This window comes from Streptococcus rifensis, from assembly GCF_053203525.1.
In genome coordinates this window covers 92,212-112,928 of record NZ_JBRUCW010000008.1, presented here as the reverse complement: position 1 = coordinate 112,928, position 20,717 = coordinate 92,212, and the positions used below count along the sequence as shown (strand labels likewise).

General features: G+C 40.5%; 19 protein-coding genes. 6 read left to right on the top strand and 13 right to left on the bottom strand.

Annotated elements, in window-relative coordinates; all coding sequences use genetic code 11:
* Nucleotides 1-392: 392 nt before the first annotated feature.
* The 5 genes from tuf to ACVRYP_RS06435 form a co-directional block, all read right to left on the bottom strand.
* Nucleotides 393-1,589: an elongation factor Tu gene (gene tuf, locus ACVRYP_RS06455; RefSeq protein ID WP_447467916.1), complete on the bottom strand. Its 1,197-nt coding sequence runs from the start codon at nt 1,587-1,589 to the stop codon at nt 393-395.
* A gap of 145 nt (nt 1,590-1,734) precedes the next feature.
* Nucleotides 1,735-2,793 carry an anti sigma factor C-terminal domain-containing protein gene (locus ACVRYP_RS06450; RefSeq protein WP_447467915.1) on the bottom strand — a complete coding sequence of 353 codons (1,059 nt, stop codon included), beginning with the start codon at nt 2,791-2,793 and terminating at the stop codon, nt 1,735-1,737.
* Nucleotides 2,780-3,283 (bottom strand): RNA polymerase sigma factor, encoded by a 504-nt coding sequence (locus tag ACVRYP_RS06445; RefSeq protein ID WP_447467914.1) that lies wholly within the window; start codon nt 3,281-3,283, stop codon nt 2,780-2,782. Before ACVRYP_RS06445 ends, ACVRYP_RS06450 begins: the two co-directional genes overlap by 14 nt.
* 344 nt (nt 3,284-3,627) lie before the next feature.
* Nucleotides 3,628-6,324, bottom strand: coding sequence for a phosphoenolpyruvate carboxylase (ppc, locus tag ACVRYP_RS06440; RefSeq protein WP_447467913.1), 2,697 nt, complete (start codon nt 6,322-6,324; stop codon nt 3,628-3,630).
* A 161-nt stretch (nt 6,325-6,485) separates the two neighbouring features.
* The gene (locus ACVRYP_RS06435) at nt 6,486-7,700 is read right to left on the bottom strand and encodes an FtsW/RodA/SpoVE family cell cycle protein (protein WP_447467912.1); all 1,215 of its coding nucleotides are present in this window, start codon (nt 7,698-7,700) and stop codon (nt 6,486-6,488) included.
* A 133-nt stretch (nt 7,701-7,833) separates the two neighbouring features.
* Between ACVRYP_RS06435 and ACVRYP_RS06430 the strand changes: the two genes are divergently transcribed.
* Nucleotides 7,834-8,322 carry a glutathione peroxidase gene (locus tag ACVRYP_RS06430; RefSeq protein WP_447467911.1) on the top strand — a complete coding sequence of 163 codons (489 nt, stop codon included), beginning with the start codon at nt 7,834-7,836 and terminating at the stop codon, nt 8,320-8,322.
* A 470-nt stretch (nt 8,323-8,792) separates the two neighbouring features.
* Nucleotides 8,793-8,957: a hypothetical protein gene (locus ACVRYP_RS06425; RefSeq protein WP_447467910.1), complete on the top strand. Its 165-nt coding sequence runs from the start codon at nt 8,793-8,795 to the stop codon at nt 8,955-8,957.
* Nucleotides 8,958-9,159: 202 nt separating this feature from the next.
* Here ACVRYP_RS06425 and ACVRYP_RS06420 read toward each other — a convergent pair whose 3' ends face one another.
* On the bottom strand, nt 9,160-9,567 hold the full coding sequence (locus tag ACVRYP_RS06420; RefSeq protein WP_447467909.1) for a DUF4430 domain-containing protein: 408 nt from the start codon (nt 9,565-9,567) through the stop codon (nt 9,160-9,162).
* Nucleotides 9,548-10,054, bottom strand: coding sequence for a hypothetical protein (locus tag ACVRYP_RS06415; protein WP_447467908.1), 507 nt, complete (start codon nt 10,052-10,054; stop codon nt 9,548-9,550). Before ACVRYP_RS06415 ends, ACVRYP_RS06420 begins: the two co-directional genes overlap by 20 nt.
* A 129-nt stretch (nt 10,055-10,183) precedes the next feature.
* Between ACVRYP_RS06415 and ACVRYP_RS06410 the strand changes: the two genes are divergently transcribed.
* The 4 genes from ACVRYP_RS06410 (at nt 10,184) to lysS (ending at nt 14,053) form a co-directional block, all read left to right on the top strand.
* Nucleotides 10,184-11,035: a glycoside hydrolase family 25 protein gene (locus ACVRYP_RS06410; protein WP_447467907.1), complete on the top strand. Its 852-nt coding sequence runs from the start codon at nt 10,184-10,186 to the stop codon at nt 11,033-11,035.
* A 237-nt stretch (nt 11,036-11,272) separates the two neighbouring features.
* Nucleotides 11,273-11,749, top strand: a complete 477-nt coding sequence (locus ACVRYP_RS06405; protein WP_447467906.1) for an aminoacyl-tRNA deacylase — start codon at nt 11,273-11,275, stop codon at nt 11,747-11,749.
* Nucleotides 11,750-11,786: 37 nt separating this feature from the next.
* Nucleotides 11,787-12,446 carry a histidine phosphatase family protein gene (locus ACVRYP_RS06400; protein WP_447467905.1) on the top strand — a complete coding sequence of 220 codons (660 nt, stop codon included), beginning with the start codon at nt 11,787-11,789 and terminating at the stop codon, nt 12,444-12,446.
* Between the two features lie 116 nt (nt 12,447-12,562).
* Nucleotides 12,563-14,053: a lysine--tRNA ligase gene (gene lysS, locus ACVRYP_RS06395; RefSeq protein WP_447467904.1), complete on the top strand. Its 1,491-nt coding sequence runs from the start codon at nt 12,563-12,565 to the stop codon at nt 14,051-14,053.
* Nucleotides 14,054-14,577: 524 nt separating this feature from the next.
* Here the strand turns inward: lysS and ACVRYP_RS06390 are convergent.
* The 6 genes from ACVRYP_RS06390 to ACVRYP_RS06365 all read right to left on the bottom strand — a co-directional run bounded on the left by ACVRYP_RS06390 (nt 14,578) and on the right by ACVRYP_RS06365 (nt 20,711).
* A complete protein-coding gene (locus tag ACVRYP_RS06390) occupies nt 14,578-15,513 on the bottom strand; it encodes an alpha/beta hydrolase (protein ID WP_447467903.1) in 936 nt (311 codons plus the stop codon).
* Nucleotides 15,514-15,540: 27 nt separating this feature from the next.
* Nucleotides 15,541-17,055 (bottom strand): sialate O-acetylesterase, encoded by a 1,515-nt coding sequence (locus ACVRYP_RS06385; protein ID WP_447467902.1) that lies wholly within the window; start codon nt 17,053-17,055, stop codon nt 15,541-15,543.
* A gap of 15 nt (nt 17,056-17,070) precedes the next feature.
* Nucleotides 17,071-17,274: a hypothetical protein gene (locus tag ACVRYP_RS06380; protein ID WP_447467901.1), complete on the bottom strand. Its 204-nt coding sequence runs from the start codon at nt 17,272-17,274 to the stop codon at nt 17,071-17,073.
* Nucleotides 17,275-17,411: 137 nt separating this feature from the next.
* Complete coding sequence (gene pgmB, locus ACVRYP_RS06375; protein ID WP_307122716.1) at nt 17,412-18,050, bottom strand: beta-phosphoglucomutase; 639 nt, start codon at nt 18,048-18,050, stop codon at nt 17,412-17,414.
* A 17-nt stretch (nt 18,051-18,067) separates the two neighbouring features.
* Complete coding sequence (locus tag ACVRYP_RS06370; protein ID WP_307122715.1) at nt 18,068-19,828, bottom strand: glycoside hydrolase family 3 protein; 1,761 nt, start codon at nt 19,826-19,828, stop codon at nt 18,068-18,070.
* A 16-nt stretch (nt 19,829-19,844) separates the two neighbouring features.
* Nucleotides 19,845-20,711 carry an MBL fold metallo-hydrolase gene (locus ACVRYP_RS06365; protein ID WP_447467900.1) on the bottom strand — a complete coding sequence of 289 codons (867 nt, stop codon included), beginning with the start codon at nt 20,709-20,711 and terminating at the stop codon, nt 19,845-19,847.
* Nucleotides 20,712-20,717: the final 6 nt, after the last annotated feature.

Below are 20,717 nucleotides of genomic sequence, written 5' to 3'. Positions count from 1 at the left end.
TCCAGTTACGACATGAGGTTTGGAAAACGATATTTTTTCCAAACCGAGCGAGTAAGTCGCTTAGGCAGTCCGCAACTAGCGGCTGGCGTTGAAAAGAGAGCGGCGTTAGCAGCCTATTTTCTTAGCGAGTTAAAAAGTTACAAAGCACTACCACGCCTAATACTAAAACCAGTTTTCATCATTAGGAATGACACCTTATCGGGACTATTTAACTCCTTTAGTCTAACATGTTTTGAAACAAAAAGAAAGAATTTATCGATAGCTTCTTTCTATAGAAGAGCTTTTTACGAAGCCTATCAGCCTCAGAACACCTCGTTACATCAGAAAAACCCCTCCCGAAGGAGGGGTCAATTAGGGTTGTCTGACTCTAATTGCTAATTTGGGAAACTTGATTAAGCTTCGATTTCAGTAACCATACCTGAACCAACAGTACGGCCACCCTCACGGATAGAGAATGTAGTACCTTGTTCTACGGCGATTGGGTGGATAAGTTCAACTGAGATAGTTACGTTATCACCTGGCATTACCATTTCAGTACCTGCTGGCAATTCGATTGAACCAGTTACGTCAGTTGTACGGAAGTAGAACTGTGGACGGTAGTTGTTGAAGAATGGTGTATGACGTCCACCTTCTTCTTTAGACAAGATATAAACTTCGCCCTTGAATTTAGTGTGTGGGTTGATTGAACCTGGTTTCGCAATAACTTGACCACGTTCGATTTCGTCACGTTGTACACCACGAAGAAGGATACCTACGTTATCGCCGGCAAGACCTTCGTCAAGTTGTTTACGGAACATTTCAACACCAGTAACAACGGCTTTAGTGATTTCATCTTTGATACCAACGATTTCAATTTCATCGTTGACACGAACAGTACCACGGTCAATACGACCTGAAGCAACTGTACCACGACCAGTGATAGAGAATACGTCTTCGACTGGCAACAAGAGTGGTTTTTCAGTATCGCGTTCTGGCTCTTCGATGTACTCATCAACAGTGTTCATCAATTCCATGATGATATCTTCGTACTTAGTGTCACCTTCAAGAGCTTTAAGAGCTGAACCTTGGATAACTGGAAGATCGTCACCTGGGAAGTCGTATTCAGACAAGAGGTCACGGATTTCCATTTCAACCAATTCAAGCAATTCTTCATCGTCAACAAGGTCAACTTTGTTCATGAAGACGATAAGGCGTTTAACACCAACCTGACGTGAAAGCAAGATGTGCTCACGAGTTTGTGGCATTGGACCATCGGTTGACGCAACAACGAGGATCGCGCCGTCCATTTGGGCAGCACCAGTGATCATGTTTTTAACGTAGTCCGCGTGTCCTGGAGCGTCAATATGCGCATAGTGACGTTTTTCAGTTTCGTACTCAACGTGCGCAGTGTTGATAGTGATACCGCGTTCGCGTTCTTCTGGAGCAGCATCGATAGACGCATAGTCTTTTGGTTGGTTAACTGAAGATGGAAGACGACGTGCCAATACAGTCGTGATCGCAGCAGTCAAAGTAGTTTTACCGTGGTCGACGTGACCGATAGTACCAATGTTAACGTGTGGTTTACTACGGTCGTATTTTTCTTTTGCCATTTGAGTAAAAGCCTCCAATAAAATATATTTTATAGATAGACAGTAGGCAATACAGTCTAACTTTACCTTACTATTTTAACAAATTACAGTTAAAATGCAAGTCTTTTACCTGTTTTTTCCCAGATTATTCTTGACTTCTACTCTTTCACTCTTGACTAAGTGTGTAATAAGGTTGATTAGGAATGCTAGCTCCGATTGATGAGGCGTAAATCCAATCTACATTTTCCAGTTGCGCAAAGTCTTCCGCCCTTCCTGTTAGGATGATGCCGGAAAATTCTAGCTTGTTCCTGTCTTCTTCTTTAGTTATATCAAGAGCCTCGAATTTTTCAAGGTACTTTTCTATATCATCACGCGGTCGCGTATCGTTATAAGTCGCATCCCCTGGAGCATCAAGAACAGCTTTAAGGTTTGTAAGAAAGGCATCTACAGCTTTTGTAGCCATCGCTTCTTGGTCTGGTTGCCCTCCTTCTTTTGCTGATTCTTTCAAAGCATTTTGGGCTGCTTGTTCATCTACATACTCTTCTCTGGTAAAGCCTTGGGCATTTGTCCCAAAAAGGCTATAAGCTGACCAGACACTACTATCCCCTTTGGAAGTCGTTCCAATCCAGTACCAGTTGGTTTTGAGGTCACTTGGAATCATGGCATTGATGTCATTGAGTGTATAGGGTTTGTCAAAGGTAATGGCTACTTCGACCAAGTGATTTTCCATTTCTTTAATCAATGGTAACTCTTGTGTCGGAGCTGCAATCACATCGCCTTCTGATTCTTTTTGAGCGTGTGTGTTATAAAACTGTGGAATTTTCTGATTGGTTTCTAGTTTCAAGAGTTTCCCATCGTGGTAATAGCCAGAGCGATGGTCTATAGCTGTCCCACCCCACTCTCCGCCAAGGAGTGAAAAATTGCTCTCATAAGTCGAATCATAAACAGGAACACCATAAATATCCTTTGCTCTAGATCCCTTGATGCCACCATGGAACATATCCCCACCGTTTGCAGACCAAGTGTAGGTGGTGCTATTGGGATAAGCAACAGACTCCAGTAGTTCTACTGTACGCACAACTGCCAAAGCCTTATTGCTGATTAAACGCTCAGTTATCATACGTGCGCCAATATATAATCCACAGATAGCCAGAATAGATAAGCCTACGGTAATTAGCCTATTTTTCCGTTTTCTTTTTTTGGTCAATAATTCAAAAGTTTCCATCCTCATATCCTTCCTTTTCTAATTGTTTTTTAAGATTTTGCCTCCCTCGCATGAGGTCTATTTTGACCTTGCTTTGAGATATTCCTAAAATATGAGCAATTTCCTTAACATTAAAACCTTGGAAATAATAGAGTTCGAGGGCAAAACGCTGTCCCTGTTTAAGTGACTGCATCGCCTCCCTTAGCCATTCCCCATCTTGAACATCATAGGTGACAATATTTTCTTTGGTAAAGAATTCTTTACGGAGAACATCATGATATGTTTTCTCCCGCCTGTAAAGATCAATATAGCGCCTGATAGCCGTCCGGTACATCCAAGACCGTAATTTTGAAGCAGGAAGGGCAAATTCACTGTCAAGGAGACGAACAAAAACATCTTGGGTCACATCTTGAGCGTCAGCTAGCGAAACGCCAGATTTGACCAAATAAGCAATGATTTCACGGGCCCATGCTATCAATTCTTTTTCATAATCATCCAGTTGAATCGCCATCACTTCCTTTCTTCACTAGTATAACGAATAAGAAGGGCATTTGGTTACACTTTTTTTCAAAAAAAGGGAGTGGGACAAAAATCGGTAACCGAATAGGTTCGATTTTGTCGTCCCACCCCCGCACAGTTGAGTAGGGCTCTAAAAGCTGATGAAATCAGCGAATTAGAGACCAATCAGCAGTGGCTCATTGGTGCTAAAGCACCTAATGACCTGTGCAGGGGTAACACTAAAACTGGCAAAGCCAGTGAGTGTTACTCCCAACTACTGCGTCTTGTTTAACTGATGATAAATTATTAGAAGGTTAGGACTTTTTTCCCAGCCTCTAAACGGTTAGGGAGCGCGCATCAACCTGAATTGCGCAGACCTGTAGCCACACCGTTAATAGTCGTATGAATCAGTTTTCGAACTTCTTCTTCAGGCATACCGCTTCGAATACGCTTGATGAGTTCAATTTGTAAGTAGTTTAAGATATTGAAATAAGGCATGCGGTATTCCAGACTAGCTTTTAAGAAGGCATTTTCTGCCAAAAGCTCCTCTTCATCTTCAATAGCTAAAATGACATTTTTGGTCAATTGCCATTCGTCTAAAATGGTATGGAAAACACTACGTACATCATCTGTCTTACATAGTTGAGCGTATTTAAAGGCGATATTCATATTGGTTTTGGAAAGCACCATATCAACATTTGATAGGAGGGACTTGAAGAAAGGCCAATTACGATACATCTTTTGAAGAAGGGCCAAGTTTTTTTCATCCTTGTCGATAAAATGTTTAAAGCTTGAGCCAACCCCATACCAACCTGGTAGCATGACACGGTTTTGGGACCAAGAAAAGACCCAAGGAATGGCTCTCAAGCCACCAATATCTGTGATGGTTTTACGGGCAGCTGGTCGTGACCCAATATTCAATTTGGAAATGGATTGAATCGGACTTGCCTCAAAGAAGTAATCATAAAACTCAGGGGTTTCAAAAACCAAATCACGGTAGATTTTGTTACTATCTGCAACAATTTCGTCCATGACATCTTCATACTGGTGCCATGGACTCACATCGCTAGCCGTGGTTGAAACCATACGATCTAGTGTTGCTGATAGCAACATTTCAAAGTTGAAATAAGCAGCATCTTTATTGCCATACTTGTTACCGATTACTTCTCCTTGCTCGGTTAAACGAATCCGATCGTTGATAGATCCAAACGGTTGTGAAGTTATCGCATCGTAGGATGGACCACCACCTCGGCCAACCGTACCACCACGACCATGGAAGAAGGTGATATTGACACCAAATTGATCGCCGATTCGTGTGAGATCAAGCTGTGCCTTATAAAGGGTCCAGCCTGAGGCAAGATAGCCTCCATCTTTATTGGAGTCTGAATAACCTAGCATGACTTCTTGATAACCTTTATTGGCAACAATCCATTTTTGAACCATTGGAATCTGTAAATATTCCGTCATGATAGGATTAGCATTCTCTAAGTCTTCGATGGTTTCAAAAAGTGGTACGATTTGAACTCTTGCTGTTTCAGCATCAATCAAGCCAGCTTCCTTGAGCATGATAGCCAGTTCCAACATATCAGAGACGCTTTCTGTGTGAGAAATAATCGTCTGCTTAATGACGTCTTCACCAAGTTTATCCTTGAGGTCACGCGCCATTCGGAAAATGTCCAATTCGCCTTCCAACAACTCTGATTTTTGAGCATGGGTAGCCGATAAAATACGAGGATCCTCTGATAATTGGTTTAGCAGGAGAGCTACCTTGTCCTCTTCGGATAAGCTAGAATAGTTTGGAACAATATTAGCTGTTGCTAACAACTCCGCCACACACGCTTCATGGACTGAGGAATCTTGACGCATATCGATAGATGCCAAGAAGAAGCCAAACACTTCAACAGCCTCTAATATCTCTGTGAATGTGCCTGAAACAAGGTTTTCAGCCTGATTGTCGATCAGGGAATCTCGAATGGCATGAAGGTCTTTTTTAAACTCCGTTACATCATCATAACGGGGCGTCAAATCTTGGTCATAGAGCAGATAAGACCGCGTGTTTTGAATGTTTTCACGAATGTAATGAAACGCTTTCCGGTAAGGTTCCTTTTCTCGGTAAACAGAAGCATCGTTAGAGATATCTGCTAAGTGCTCAACGGCCTCACTTGTCTCTACAAAACTAGATGATAAGGCAATTTCACGGTAAAGTTCGTAGAGTTTTTGATCATAAAAATTAAGGATAACTTCGGCTTGCGTAAGAGCAGACTTTCTTAAGGTTTTAGCTGTGACAAAGGGATTTCCATCGCGGTCACCCCCAACCCACATGCCCATCCGGATAGGCCGTGGATTTTCAAGGTGAATACCGTTTTGAGCGGCTAGTCGCTTGTATTCTGTGTTGATGTTTGTAATGGCTTTGATGATGGAAAAATCATAGTAGGACATGACATTAGTAATTTCATTAGTGACCTTGAGTTTTTTCTCACGAATCATATCCGTCTGTAACATGATTTCTATATAACGTCTCAGATCAGCATACCATTTGTCCTCATTAACCAACCCTAAGGCAATGTCTCGGTGTTTGCGTAAAAGCCCATGCAGGTGATTGGTCAACTCCAGCATCGTTTCGCGCTGAACCTGTGTGGGATGGGCCGTCAAAACTGGAACGACGTGAACATTTTCTAGGACTATTTCAGCATCGTCAGCCTTGGCTACCATTTCAATGGTGGAGGATAGTCTTCCGAGATAATCTTCTCTATTGTTATTTTTTCGGTTGATTTCATAGGCTAAATCAACATCCTCGGAAATGTTAATCAACAGTGGCAAAATGGAAAAGTAGCGACCAATGATATCCATTTCTTGACTTGTTAAGGATTCTACCAATCTGTCTAACTCTGGAGAATGATCCAAAGTTGCCAGTTTTTTGAGTTGCTGAATTTTGGCAAAGGTAACCGGGTCTACAAGCTTTTCTGTTGCTTCGTCCAATATTTTGGTCAAAATCTCGACTTCTTCTCTTATAATCTGTTTACTACTATTGCTCTCTAATGTTTGACTGGCCATGACACAACTCCTCGATTGTTTTTTTCGTGTTTTTCCTATCATATCATTTTTTTTGAAAATTGACACGATTTATTGTGTCGTTTTCAGAAAAAATCAAAAGCCATTTTCTTACATCGAAAATGACTTTTACCTTGAAAATTTTTAGGATGGCTTTCGTTTATTTAATATTGATTAACTTCCAACTCGCGCTCTAGGGCATCTCGCTTCTCACTGGCATCAATATTAAGGACAAAGGCAATAGCTAAAGAAAGCGTCAACAAGCTATTCCCTCCCTGTGATAAGAAGGGAAAGGTAACACCTGTTGAAGGAATCAAGCCGGACATACCACCAATATTGATGAAAGTCCCCATCAGTAACATCCCGCCGACTCCCAAAGCCATCATGGCATTGAAGGAATTTTTAGCGCGGATACCAACCAAGAAAATGCGTAAAATAAGGAAAAACAGCAAGGCCAAAACCAGACCAGCTCCAATCAGTCCTAATTCTTCAATCACAATTGAAAAGACAAAATCCGTATGAGCTTCTGGTAGAAACCCATTTTTTTGGATCGAATTGCCTAATCCCCGGCCAAACCAGCCGCCGTTAACAATAGCATAGTAAGAATTGGTCAACTGGAGCCCAGCGCCTTGAGGATCCGCAAAGGGATCAAAAAAGGCTTCAAATCGTCTAGCAACATAACCAAAGACGGGAATCCTTGTCATGACATCAACACCGACAATCCAAATCAAGCCAAGAACAGTTCCAGCTCCTAGCACGATCGACCCAAGAATGACCTGAAACCAGCGATGACCTATCCCTGATACCGAAACCATGATGGCAATGGTCAATACGACGATTACCGCATTTCCTAAGTCAGGCATGATAACAACCAGTCCGACTAAAAGACCTGAAATGATGCGCCAATCGTTGAGTGTTCGTGGAATCACCTGATTTTCCGTAATAACCTGATAATCATATTTAGCGATTAAATCCTCTTTACTCGCGAAATTATAAGCCAAATACCAGATAATGATAAGTTTTAAGTACTCTGCCGGTTGTAGCGTAATTGGACCGATACTCAGCCAGCCATAAGCACCGTTTCGTGTTTCCCCAAAGAATCTTGCCAGTATAAGCAAAATCATTTCTACAAATATAACAATGGCTATAATCTTACTGTTGCCCAAAAAGGTCAGTTTCATCCGATAAATTATCCATAAAAGCATCAGGCTTATCCCAAAGAAAAGGGCCTGATTTTTGACCAAACTAAAAGGATCTGTCCCACTCAATACCGAGCTTGCACTGGTTGTTGAATACACAATAATTAAGCCCAATACCGATAGAATCAGGTAGGGCAGTAAGATGGAGTAATTCAACAGGTGCCGTTTATCAATCTTCATTCTTCACCATGTCTCATTTCATTAATTCTAATCTTTATTATAGCATTTTTCACAGCAGAAACAAAATGGAAACGAAATTTTGTGTTAAAATTAAGAAACATAAAACATTGTAAGAACTAAGGAGATTAAGGCTATGACAGATATTTACCAAATTCCTATTGAGACCCAAGATAGTAGTCAAACAACACTGGATTCTTATCGAAATAAGGTCCTTTTGATTGTGAATACAGCGACAGGCTGCGGGTTAACTCCTCAGTATGAAGGACTGCAGCATCTCTATGACAAGTATCAGGTGCACGGCCTTGAAATTCTTGATTTTCCTTGCAACCAATTTATGAACCAAGCACCTGGAACAGATACGGAAATCAATCAATTTTGCCAGCTCAACTATCAGACCACCTTTCCTCGCTTTAAGAAAATCGCCGTAAATGGCAAGGAAGCCTCACCTCTATTTGTTTACCTCAAGGAGCAACAATCTGACCCTCTCTTAGGTAAAGCCATCAAATGGAACTTTACTAAATTTTTGGTCGATAAAGATGGACAAGTCATCGCCCGCTTCAGCCCACAAACCGAACCTGAAAAAATAGAAGACTCCATAAAGGAATTGTTAGGATTATCATAAAAAGAGGCCGAGGCCTCTTTTCAGACTATAGACAAAGTCATTTTTTGAAACTGCCCTTAAGTGATAACGGACGGTAGCGACTCCCTTCGGGATTCTAAACCTAATACTCATTTAACATCAAAATCTGAATGCTGAAAGATAGGTTTGCTTGTTTGTTGTCAGCGATGATAAGCTAAACTGTTATCATCTCTTTGTTAATGGTTTGGAGAATTAGTTACAACTCAAACACTTGGAAAATTAGCATGCATTATCAGATTTTGATTTTATTTGAGTATAAGTTTTGAGCCTAAGGTCTCAAAACTTCCAAGGGAGTGGGACAAAAATCGGTAACCGAATAGGTTCGATTTCCCCTCCCTTTTTCATTTTTAGGTTAGGGCTGAGAAGGTCTATCCCCAGACCTTCTCACTCCCACCTCCGCATAGCTGAAATAGTCATAAAGTGACTGTTTGAGGTTGGAAATAGGGGAAACGGTGTTTCCCTCTTTTGTTCGGGCTGTAAAAGTTGATGAAATCAGCGAATTAGAGGCCAATCAGCAGTGGCTCATTGGTGCTAAAGCACCTAATGACCTGTGCAGGGATAACACTAAAACTAGCAAAGCCAGTGAGTGTTACTCCCAACTACTGCGTCTTGTTTAACCGCTGATAAATTTTAGAAGGCTAGGACCTTTTTCCCAGGCTCTTTTATCACGACAGAAAGTTTCTGTTTTTGCTCGTCTCGCTCGCTAAAAATTCATTAATTTAAAATCATTGCTTTTGAATAGCATTAGCGCAGAAAACAAAGTCTGACTACGCTCCCAAAAGAGGCCTAGGCCTCTTTTTACTGGGTATCCCCTTAGCTTTAGTTAAAGGTTTCTAGGTAAAATTCGACCTTGTCATTAGCCTTTAATTCATAACTTTCAGCACCAACTTCAGCCATTTGCTCATTTACAGTGTACATCCAATAGGTGTTCTTACTAGGGTCTTGACTAATCCCATCAATCACTGTTACCATGCCATCTTCTTCTTCGATGGTGAAGTTATCTTCCAGCACATCCATGACCGATTCCCCGACTTCAAAAGCAACATCTTTTTCCCTTGTATTTCCATCCACAGTTATCAAAAACTGGGCTTGTGCTGTCTGAGTGTCACTGGTTTCTACACCTTCAGAGACCGTTGACGACGCCGATGACCCTGTGGATGGTGAACTGCAAGCCACTAAGGTGGTTAGGGTTAGTACAATTGATAGGTTAGAAATAATCTTTTTCATGGCTAAAAAATCTCCTTAAAATAAAAAATAATGCAGGGTAAAAACAGACTGTTGAGACAGCGTGAAGAACATCGAAGGACAACCCATTTAACAGATAAGGCCAAAGCCTTCCACCGTAGGTTAAACAGGAAAAGATTCCTATTACCAGACTATAGATAAAAGGCATCACTCCAGAAAGAAGACTTTGTATCAGAAGTGTGCTTTCTTTTTGTCGAAGCACTACCATGTTGAGACCCTTCCAAATCACTAACACGACTACATAGGCTATGATTTGCCATAAGACCCATATCCCAAAGCCTAAATAAAAACCCGTCACCAACATCGTTAGGGCTGCAATGGTAACCACATGCCAAAAGGGCAGGTAGCTAAGCAGAAGTATAAAAAGAGCTGTAATTGGCTTGATATTAGGAAAAGGACCAAATAGCAAACGTAAGGCAACACACAGGCTGGCTAAAATTGCAGTCCTCGCCATTTCTCGTACTGTCATGGTCTACTTTTATTCCTTTCTCATCTAAATGTAGAGGAATTCGCTAAAGATGTCAAGAACTTTTCATGATATCCCGCTGTTTGTGCTCTTTTTTTGATTTATTTGTGAAATTAGGATAGAATAATAGGGATGAAAAAAAAGATTAAACCCTTATTTGTGGTTGCTTTCTTTGCTCTTTTCACTGTGATTCTTTTATTCACAAAGATTAGCAGCGATCGCTTGAAAGCCCAAGAAGAGGCTGCTCGCATCGCTGCTGAGAAAAAAGCTAGCCAAGCAGCAGCAAAAAAAGCATCTTCAACGTCGTCAATTGAAATCACTGAGGAACTTGTTTCTAAGCCTATTATCGATCTGTCTGGCTGGCAATTGCCAACTAGTATTGATTACGATGTCATGTCTGAATACATCTCAGGAGCTATTATCCGTGTCCAAAGTGGCATGAACACTACTAAAGACAATAATGCATCTGATATCAATGGTCTCGATAAAGCCTACAAGACTCATATTGAAGAATTTCAAGAGCGCCAGGTGCCTGTGGCTGTCTATGCCTATGTCACTGGTAAAAGCGAAGAAGAGATGCGCAAGGAAGCCCGGACTTTTTACAAGGCAGCTGAACCTTACAATCCAACTTTTTATTGGTTAGACGTTGAAGAAAGAACAATGTCTAATATGGATGCTGGAGTTGAAGCTTTCCGTTCAGAGTTGGAAAGCCTTGGAGCTAAGAAGATCGGTATTTATATTGGTACCTATTTTATGGACGACCACTCCATTTCAGTTGATAAGTTTGATGCTGTCTGGATGCCAACCTATGGTTCTGATTCAGGCTATTTTGAAGCCCTCCCATCAACAGACATTGACTACGACCTCCATCAGTATACCTCCCGTGGATGGGCTGCAGGTATTAATGAAGTTGTTGATTTAAACCAACTTTCCCCTAACAAGGATAAGATTGAAACCTATAAGAAATTATTTACCCTTGAGTAAAAGGTCTTCATTTTTTGTTGAGACAAAATCTTAGTCTTTCAATGTCATATTAAAAACTGCAAAACAGTGTGGTTAAGTTGGAAAAGACTAGTTTCTCTTCTATAACCAACAACCAACTGCAAGGGGGTGGGAATCTGAACTCTTTGACTGGAGTTCTATCCCACTCTCTTTTTATTGGGACAACAAAACATAAACGGTTAGTTGCTAACCGTTTACGAATAATTGAAAATAACCCTTATGGCTAAAAAAAGTAAACTAAAAAAAACACTGGTTGAACAGATTTTGGATAAAGCAGGGATTGCTTATCAGTCTGTTGCCTTTCATCTCATGGACGAGGACAGTAAAAACGATATCCCTCGTGAAACCATCTTTAAGACCTTGGCTCTGATCGGAGATAAAACAGGTCCCATCATCGGAATCGTCCCATTGACAAGCCACCTTTCTGAGAAAAAACTGGCTCAGGTTTCTGGCAACAAAAAGGTTCATATGATTCCACAAAAAGATCTTCAAAAAACAACTGGCTATGTCCATGGGGCTAATAACCCTGTCGGCATTCGCCAAAAACACCGATTTCCAATCATCATTGATCAAACTGCCTTAGACAAAGACCACATGATTGTCTCGGCTGGCGAGTTGGGACGAAGCGTTTCCCTCAAAGCTAGTGACCTGGCAGCCTTTGTTCAAGCTGATTTTGCAGATATTTTGACTGATTAACCCTTAATACATTAATGACTATACTATAGGAGATATTATGACCTTATTATATTTTGTAAGACATGGCAGAACAGAATGGAATTTGGAAGGGCGCTTCCAAGGAAATCAGGCTGATTCACCCCTTCTTCCAGCAACATTGGAAGATTTAGAAGTTCTCGGTGAGCACCTGGCCAGTGTTTCTTTTGACCATATCTTTTCAAGCGATCTTCCCCGAGCTGCCAAGACGGCTGAGGCAATCCTAGCAAAGCAACCACGCTCGACAGAGCTAACCTTAACGCCTGAATTACGGGAGTGGCAGTTAGGCAAATTAGAAGGAACTAAGGTTTCTTTGATGCAGAGCCTCTACCCTAAGCAACACCATGCTTTTCGTCATAATCTGGCCAAGTTTAACCCACGATTGTTTGAGGCTGAGAGTGTGTTTATGGCGACTCAACGGATGGGGAATTTTGTCAAAGCTCAAAAAGAGTTAGGAGCTGACAATCTCCTCTTTGTCAGTCATGGAGCCATCTCTACTGCTTCCATCCGTAGCCTCTTAGGCTATGATACTGCTGAGCTTCGCAAGGCCGGTGGTCTAACAAATTCTAGTGTAACGATTTTAGAAACTGATGATTTTGAACACTTTAATCTGAAATTATGGAATGATATCAGTTTCTTGCATCATGAGCAGGAAGTGATGCAGTCAAGCCTTTCCAAATAAATCTTCTAAGAAAAGGCTGATTTTTCCACTTATTTATGATAAAATGATACGGTGTTAATGAATTGAACAAAGGCTCGTCAACAAGTCTTTGTTTTTGAATAAGGAGAGTAAAACGCATGTCGACTGAACATACTACTGAACTAAACGACCAACAACTGGTTCGTCGCGAAAAAATGACCAACCTTGCTGAACAAGGCATCGACCCTTTTGGCAAACGCTTTGAACGCACAGCTAACTCTGCACAATTAAAAGAAAAATTTGCAGATGCTGATAAGGAAGCTTTGGAGGCTTTAGGAGAAACCGCTACTATTGCTGGCCGTTTGATGACGAAACGTGGCAAGGGGAAAGCTGGTTTTGCCCATCTTCAGGATCGTGAAGGTCAGATTCAAATCTATGTGCGTAAGGATGATGTTGGTGAAGAAGCTTACGAGATCTTCAAAAAAGCTGACTTGGGGGATTTCCTGGGTGTTGAAGGTGATGTGATGCGGACAAACATGGGCGAGCTTTCCATTCATGCTCGTCAACTCACGCATTTGTCCAAAGCTTTACGTCCTCTACCAGAGAAATTCCATGGATTGACCGATATCGAAACCATATACCGTAAACGACATCTTGATTTGATTTCAAACCGCGAAAGTTTCGACCGGTTCATCACCCGTTCAAAACTGATTTCAGAAATCCGTCGTTACATGGATGGTCTTGGATTCCTAGAAGTGGAAACCCCAATTCTACATAACGAAGCTGGCGGAGCGGCTGCCCGTCCATTTACAACCCATCATAATGCTCAAAACATGGACATGGTCCTTCGTATTGCTACAGAGCTTCACCTCAAACGCTTGATCGTTGGTGGTATGGAACGGGTTTACGAAATTGGTCGTATCTTCCGTAACGAAGGGATGGACGCAACTCATAATCCTGAATTCACCTCTATTGAAGCCTACCAAGCCTATGCCGACTACCAAGACATTATGGACTTGACAGAAGGCATTATCCAGCATGCTGCAAAAGCAGTCTGTGGGGATGGTCCTATCACCTATCAGGGAACTGAAATTGCCATTCACGAACCATTCAAACGTGCTCATATCGTTGATTTGGTCAAGGAGCAAACTGGAGTTGATTTTTGGCAAGAGCTAACGCTTGAAAAAGCTATCACCCTCGCTAAAGAGCACAAGGTGCCCCTTGAACAGCACTATACGTCTGTCGGCCACATCCTCAATGCCTTCTTTGAGGAGCATGTCGAGGAAACCCTTATCCAACCGACCTTTGTCTATGGACACCCCGTTGAAGTCTCTCCACTTGCTAAGAAAAATGATGAGGATGCACGCTTTACAGACCGCTTTGAGCTCTTTATCATGACCAAGGAGTACGCCAACGCCTTCACAGAGTTGAACGATCCTATCGACCAGTTGGAACGCTTTGAAGCACAAGCTAAGGCAAAAGAACTCGGTGATGATGAAGCAACAGGAATCGACTATGACTTTGTGGAAGCTCTTGAATACGGTATGCCACCAACTGGGGGTCTCGGTATCGGTATTGACCGCCTCTGCATGCTCTTGACAGATACCACAACCATCAGAGATGTCCTATTATTCCCTACGATGAAGTAATCTAGCTTAAAATCCTTGATATCATAAGGTTTTTGGAGATAGAATTGCATAATTTAACAAACATTTAACAAAAATTATTAAAATATTGTTAAACCAAAATTAAAAGATTTAAAATAATAAAAAACGAACATTCTTCAAGAGAGCAGTCTCTAGATAAAAGAACGTTCGTTTTTTATTTTCCCTAAGCATCACGTTTATTTGAAGGATCGATAGAAAAGCGGAACCTGAAATCATGCCAATTGTCTGAGACAAATTCTTGAATGGCAGTTGAGATAAAGTCGAGGCAATAGTTGTCATTATCTCGTAACTGTTCTGCATTAAAATTTAAAAGAAATTACTGGACGAATTGGGTTGGTACACTCTATAAGAACTCTATCATCTTCAGAGAGTCTAAAGTTAATTATGAACAGAACCTGATCTAGAGCATTTTATTACCATTTAAACCAAACTTATTAATTAAACAACTTCTTTTTGCTATAACCAATCTGTCCAACTTAGACCCCTTTGTATTATATCGTTCTATTTTAAGCCCAATTGCTTTTTTCATTTAGAGGGAGTGTAAAGCGTTTTTGAAGCCAGGCTTCAGCAAGATCTACCCACTGTCTTGCGTCAGCATTCACTTCCGCCAAAGCTGCCGCTGTCGCTTGTGTTGCGAGCGCTAATCCATGCTGACCTTCTTCAAAAATATGCAATTCAAATGGGATGCCAGCCTCAGCAAGGGCTGTTCCTAGGCGTGTGGATTGACTGACTGGAACAAGCATGTCCCCAGCGGTCGCCCAGATAAAGGTCGGCGGCGTTGTCTGATCAACTAAGCGTGCTGCGCTAGCTTGGAGCAATTGCTTTTCTGAAGGACTCTCTGTACCAAACAATGAGATGTTAGCCACTCGAAAGAGGTCTTGAGCCATGTCATCTTGTGTTTTAACATGTGCTTCATGAGCAAAATAATCTGTAATAGGATAACCTGCGATAATCGCTGCAGGCTTAATTTTTGTCACATCAAATACATCCGTAATGATAGGTTTATTCCAATGGACACTGTAGTTTGTCACATTATTGCCCCCAGCAGAAAATCCACAAAGAGCAATCTTATCCGTGTCAACCAACCATTCTTCTGCATGATCATGGATGAGGGTGAAGGCCTGTGCTATATCATGAATGGCTGCAGGAAATACCGTATCTGCTCTGCCTTTTACCTGACCTGAAAAGACCTTGTCAAAATCATCATCCGCTTCTAAGAGGACATGGTAACGAAGGACAAAGGCGTGGTAGCCCATGCTCGCAAAGCGCAAAGCGACCGCTTCACCTTCACGATCGGAACAGTTCAGATAAGCCCCACCTGGACAAATCAAGACAGCAGGACGCTTTTTCCCATCGAGCAATTCAGGAGAATCGCTAATAACATAGGTTGTTAAATCAACATTGGTTCTGTTTTGATCTAAATTAAAGGTTTCAATAATCATCTCATCACACTTTCTAAATAACGTCTGTCATTTAATCGTTTCACAAAACGGTAGAGCTGGTATCCCTGCTTGATTATATAAATTGAGGGTCATCCAGTTGGAACATCCCAAACTGACACGCCATTCTTTAGGAGCCTTGGCTACAGCGAGCGTCAAGATTAGCTTATCTTGGTCAAGACTCTCTGTAAAGGAAATCTCCTCACCATCAGCCTCCAGTTTCAGAAATGCTACGCGCTCACCCTTAATCACTAATCCTTCTTCAGCATGATTAAAATGAAGTACCAATTGCCCCGCATCATAAGTTACACTTGCGATAGTAGGCCCATCTGCCTCTATCAGATGTCCGTATGTGTGTTTTTGAGCCAATAAAGCTAACCGTTTCCCAACAGTTTTTTTATTTTTAGGATGTATATCAAACTGCTCTCCGACATCAGAAATTGAACAAAGATAGGTCAATTCTGTTTCCTTAACAGCTTTCTCCTGAGAGTCACGAATCATATCGTATCGAATAGCTCTATTATCTAGCCAAGACTCATAGCCAGGTAATTGCACAACATAAAAAGGTATTTCTTCTCCAAAAACCAAACGCCAATCTTTAATGAGTCCCATTAATAAAGATTTATATTGGCACTGCTTACCCTCTATGTCATTACTTTCTCCCTGATACCAAAGAACACCAGCTATTGCAACATGCTCTAGTTGAAGAACCATATTATTATATAAACTTGCAGGGATTGCTTGTGGCTGCATTGAACCCATATAAGATTTGATCTCCTCAGAAACACTGGTAAGGAAAGTGCCGAATTCTTCTGCTTTAATGGTCCTAGGCATAACCAATTCTCCAAAAGCATCTTCAAAAGGGAGCCCTCTGTTATTTAGTGAGGAGTTCTTCTGTTTATCCCAGTATGCTGCTACATTTTCTGTATCTAACCAATCATGGTAAACATCGATTGTATCTGGATCTAATTGTTGAATGGTCTCCAGTTTCATCCAGGATTGAATCTGAGTACCACCCCAGTTACAACCGATAATGCCCACAGGACAATCCAGTGCACTTGATAAATTTTTAGCGAAGTAATAGCCAACAGCCGACCACCAGTCAATATCCTCAACACTTGCTTGTCGCCATCTAGCCATCTGAGAAAAATCGAAAGCCTCTTTAGCTTCTGGGAAAGCTATTTCAGGAACGTCGTAAAAATAAATATGCTTAGGTAAGTTATTGATTTCTTCTTTACGATGTTTCTCATAGCGCATGTGAAATTCCATGTTTGACTGACCACCGGCTAACCACAATTGCCCTATTGCAACCGTAAGCTCAATCTTACTCCCATTAGAAGAGACTAGAAGTTTTTCACAATAAGAGTTGTCTAAAGGTGGGAGCTCTAATTGCCAATTGCCTTCGGAGTCAGAACAACAAACCACGGAATGGTTTTGTAGAGTCACATTTATTTTACTATTTGCAATAGCATTTCCCCAAATCTTTTGGGCAACTCCTGACTGAATGACCATATTTTTTTGAAAATATTCTGCTAATCTTAACATCTCATCACCCTTTCTTTAAGCTACTGTCAGAATATAGCGTTGGTAGGCTTTCAATGGCGTTTCTGCTTGATTAGCTACCTCTAGCAAGATATGGAAGGCATTTCCTGGCTGAGCATCGGCAGGAATCATCAATGTCACCTCCGAGCTGTCACTTCCAGGCATCGGTAGTTGGGTATTTAGGAGCATTCGTTCAAAATACTGGGCAATTGGAATTTTCATATCACATAGTTTTCCATCACCAATATAATCAATATCGCGAAAAGCTTCTACACCATCGAGTATAACTAGTTTTTCATCACGTTTACAAATCAGATTCAATTCTGACTTTCAAAATATTTCGCAAAATACTGACATTTTTACCTCACAATACCTATTAAATCTTCAAAATTTGAAAGCTGGAATGTTACATTTGGATGGCTTTTTGCATCACCTAAGCCAGCACTATCAAATCCCCCCCTACTCGCTGCCTCAACGCCAGAAATCGCATCTTCTACCACAAGTGAACAGCTTGGTAAAACACCTAACATCTCGGCTGCTTTTGTAAACACTTCTGGATTTGGTTTTGCATGAGAAATATTCGTACCATCACTAATTGCGTCAAACATATTAATAATTTCAAGTTTTTCAAGTATTCTTTTAGCATTCTTACTAGAAGAGCCAATTGCTATTTTAATACCAATATTCTTTAAATCTCTTAATGTCCTTAGTACACTCTCATCTAAATCTTGAGGTGCCATGTAATCCAGTAAATGTAAATAATAATCATTTTTCGCCTCTGCCAGAAATGCTTTTTCATTTGGAGACAAGTGACATATTCCTGACTCCTTTAAAATGATATCTAAACTATCTAGTCGTCCTACACCACGTAATTTCCCATTTATTGTTTCATTAAATGTCGCACCAATCTTATCTGCAATAAATTTCCATGCTTTATAATGATAAGAATCTGTATGGCAAATCACACCATCTAAGTCAAAAATCACTGCTTGATACATTTTTTCACTCTTACTACCTATAATCTTAAATACTCTTTTTGACAAAAAGGATCTACAGGACTTTGTCCCACGAACTCAGTTCGTCCCATAATTTTATCCATAATTTCTTTCATGATAATTTCACTATTGCTATATGAATTTATTAATGTTTTCGCCATAGGAGCATCAAATAAGTGATACGGATTTGCGGTACTAATAAATAAAGTTGGTATTTCTTTTGTAAACCAAGGGACATCATCTCCTAGTCCAAAGATGACATTCCAATCTAACCGAGCAGTAGTATTATTTGAAGCATTTTCAATATTAAAAACGTATACATATAAATCCTTTGTTGGAACAAATTCATGAATACTTCGATATAACTCTCCAATCAACTCTTCCTTTTCTGAAGTTAAGTTAAATCCCATTAAATCTTTAGCCTCTAACGTTACAGATCGATCACGAACGGTGACATCAAACCCCTCTCTTTCAAATAATTTTCTCCATTTTTGAACTTCTAAATCCTGTGAATCCGTTAATTTCCGCTGAATGACATTAAGATAAATTCTTTTATATTTCTTTGGCGAGATAGGCAAAAGCTGTTGAGTGTCTTTTACCAAAGTAACAGATTGCTCAGCGACTTTTTCAGCCCATCTGTTGTGTTCTTCACAGCCCACAACAGATAGTTGTTCTTCCGGAGGAACTAGCTCACCTTTCTGTTGTCTTATATGTAATTTCAAAGATGCCTTTAATGCTAACACTCTGGTGACTGCATCTTCAAATCGCTCCTTCGTTATTCTTCCGTCCAAAATTCCCTTTTTCACAAAATCGATATCTTCGTCCAAACTTTTGTTAAAAAGGATTATGTCACAGCCTGCAGCTATGGATGCAACAACAGACTCTTCTCGCTTCATCGCTGTTGTATATCCTACCATACACGTAGAATCTGTTGTGATTACACCATTGAATCCAAGCTTCTCTCTTAACAATCCAGTAACTAACTCACGCGAAACAGATGCTGGATAATACTGTTCCTCCACAGTTGCATTGGGATTCATCTGCTTCACATAAGCGGGCTGGGCAATATGACCTACCATGACACTTTGTGCACCCTTGTCAATCAATTCCTGATAAATATCACCATAGGTTGCATCCCATTCCTCACAAGACATAGGATTTACAGAGGTTACAATGTGCTGATCTCGCTCATCGCATCCATCTCCTGGAAAATGCTTAATAGCAACGGCAACATCATTTGCCTTAGCTCCCTCCATATATGCAGCTCCCATCTCCTTTACACGATTTGGATTTGAGCCAAAAGTCCTTACATTAGTAATTGGATTTTTAAAATCATAATCAATATCAACAATTGGTGCAAAGGACCAATTCAAACCAACTGAAGCGCCCTCTTTACATGCCACATAACCCATTCGATACGCATTTTTCGAATCATTTGTAGCCGCAATCACCATTGGTTTACCAAAGCTTGTTCCTTCAAAACAAATACCATCACCACCGGATTCAATATTGGCAGCTAATAAAAGTGGAATTTTTGCCATCTTTTGAATACGTTCATGAGTTGAACGAACATCTACTTTTTTGCCAGTACGATACATGATTCCACCAACATGGCAGTCATTAACCAAATGCCGCAAATACTCTTCTTTATCAGAGAGGCCCAGTGGAACAAACAATTGACCTACCTTTTCCTCAAACGACATTTCACTCTTTACTTTCTCAATCCATTTAATATCCGCATCATTTAAAAAAAAAGGATTTTGTTTTAGTCTTATATCCATATTTGTTTCCCCTCATCTATATACGTATGCGATTTTTGTCATAAACAATATTGCCTTTAGCATTTGCGAAATCCGAAAAATCAAAATCCTTAGCGATTAGCCCTTGTGTTCCCATAAACTCATAAGGAATATCTGCTGTTTTTCCATTCTGAATATCTTCGCAAACCGCAACTACATCTTCCATGAGTCCAAGGTAACCAACTCCATTGCCATGGGATAAGAGAACTTCATCATATCTTCCGTTCACTTTTTTAATAAGCGATTTCACATGTTTCTCATATTCCTCTACGGAAGTTGTATACTCATCAAACAAAAAAGTAAACGTGTTACACGCATCTCCAGTTAGTAAATAATTTTTTCCGTCATGCTCCTGAATTAAAAAGGTTAGACACCCTTTCGTATGACCTGTACAAGCAAATGTTTCTATTGTTACATCACCCAAATCAAATTTCTCACCCTCCTTCAAATCCAGAAAATCATCAAAAGATGGAGATTTAATATAATCTTCTTCAGCAACAAAGATTCCCAATCCATCCACTTGTAGCATCGAAATCCCCTCCATTCGGAATGAATCCTTTGCATGCTTTTCAAAAACACAACGATCCTCATGATTTAAATATACAGGACATCCTGCGTTAAGAAATTCTTGTGCTCCCATGGCATGATCTAGATGTCCATGGGTAATTAAAACTTCAAGTGGCTTTCCTAGTCCTTTGTGCTTTCTACGGATATCCTCAACCGCAAGATATAAACTTCCGAATCCACTTCCGGTATCTATCAAGATATCCTTTTTTTCACCTTCTACCAGATACATCAGTTCAGTGGAAAAGCCATAAATTCTTGTAACATGTTTCGATACTTCTTCACTTCTAAATTCCAACATTGTAAC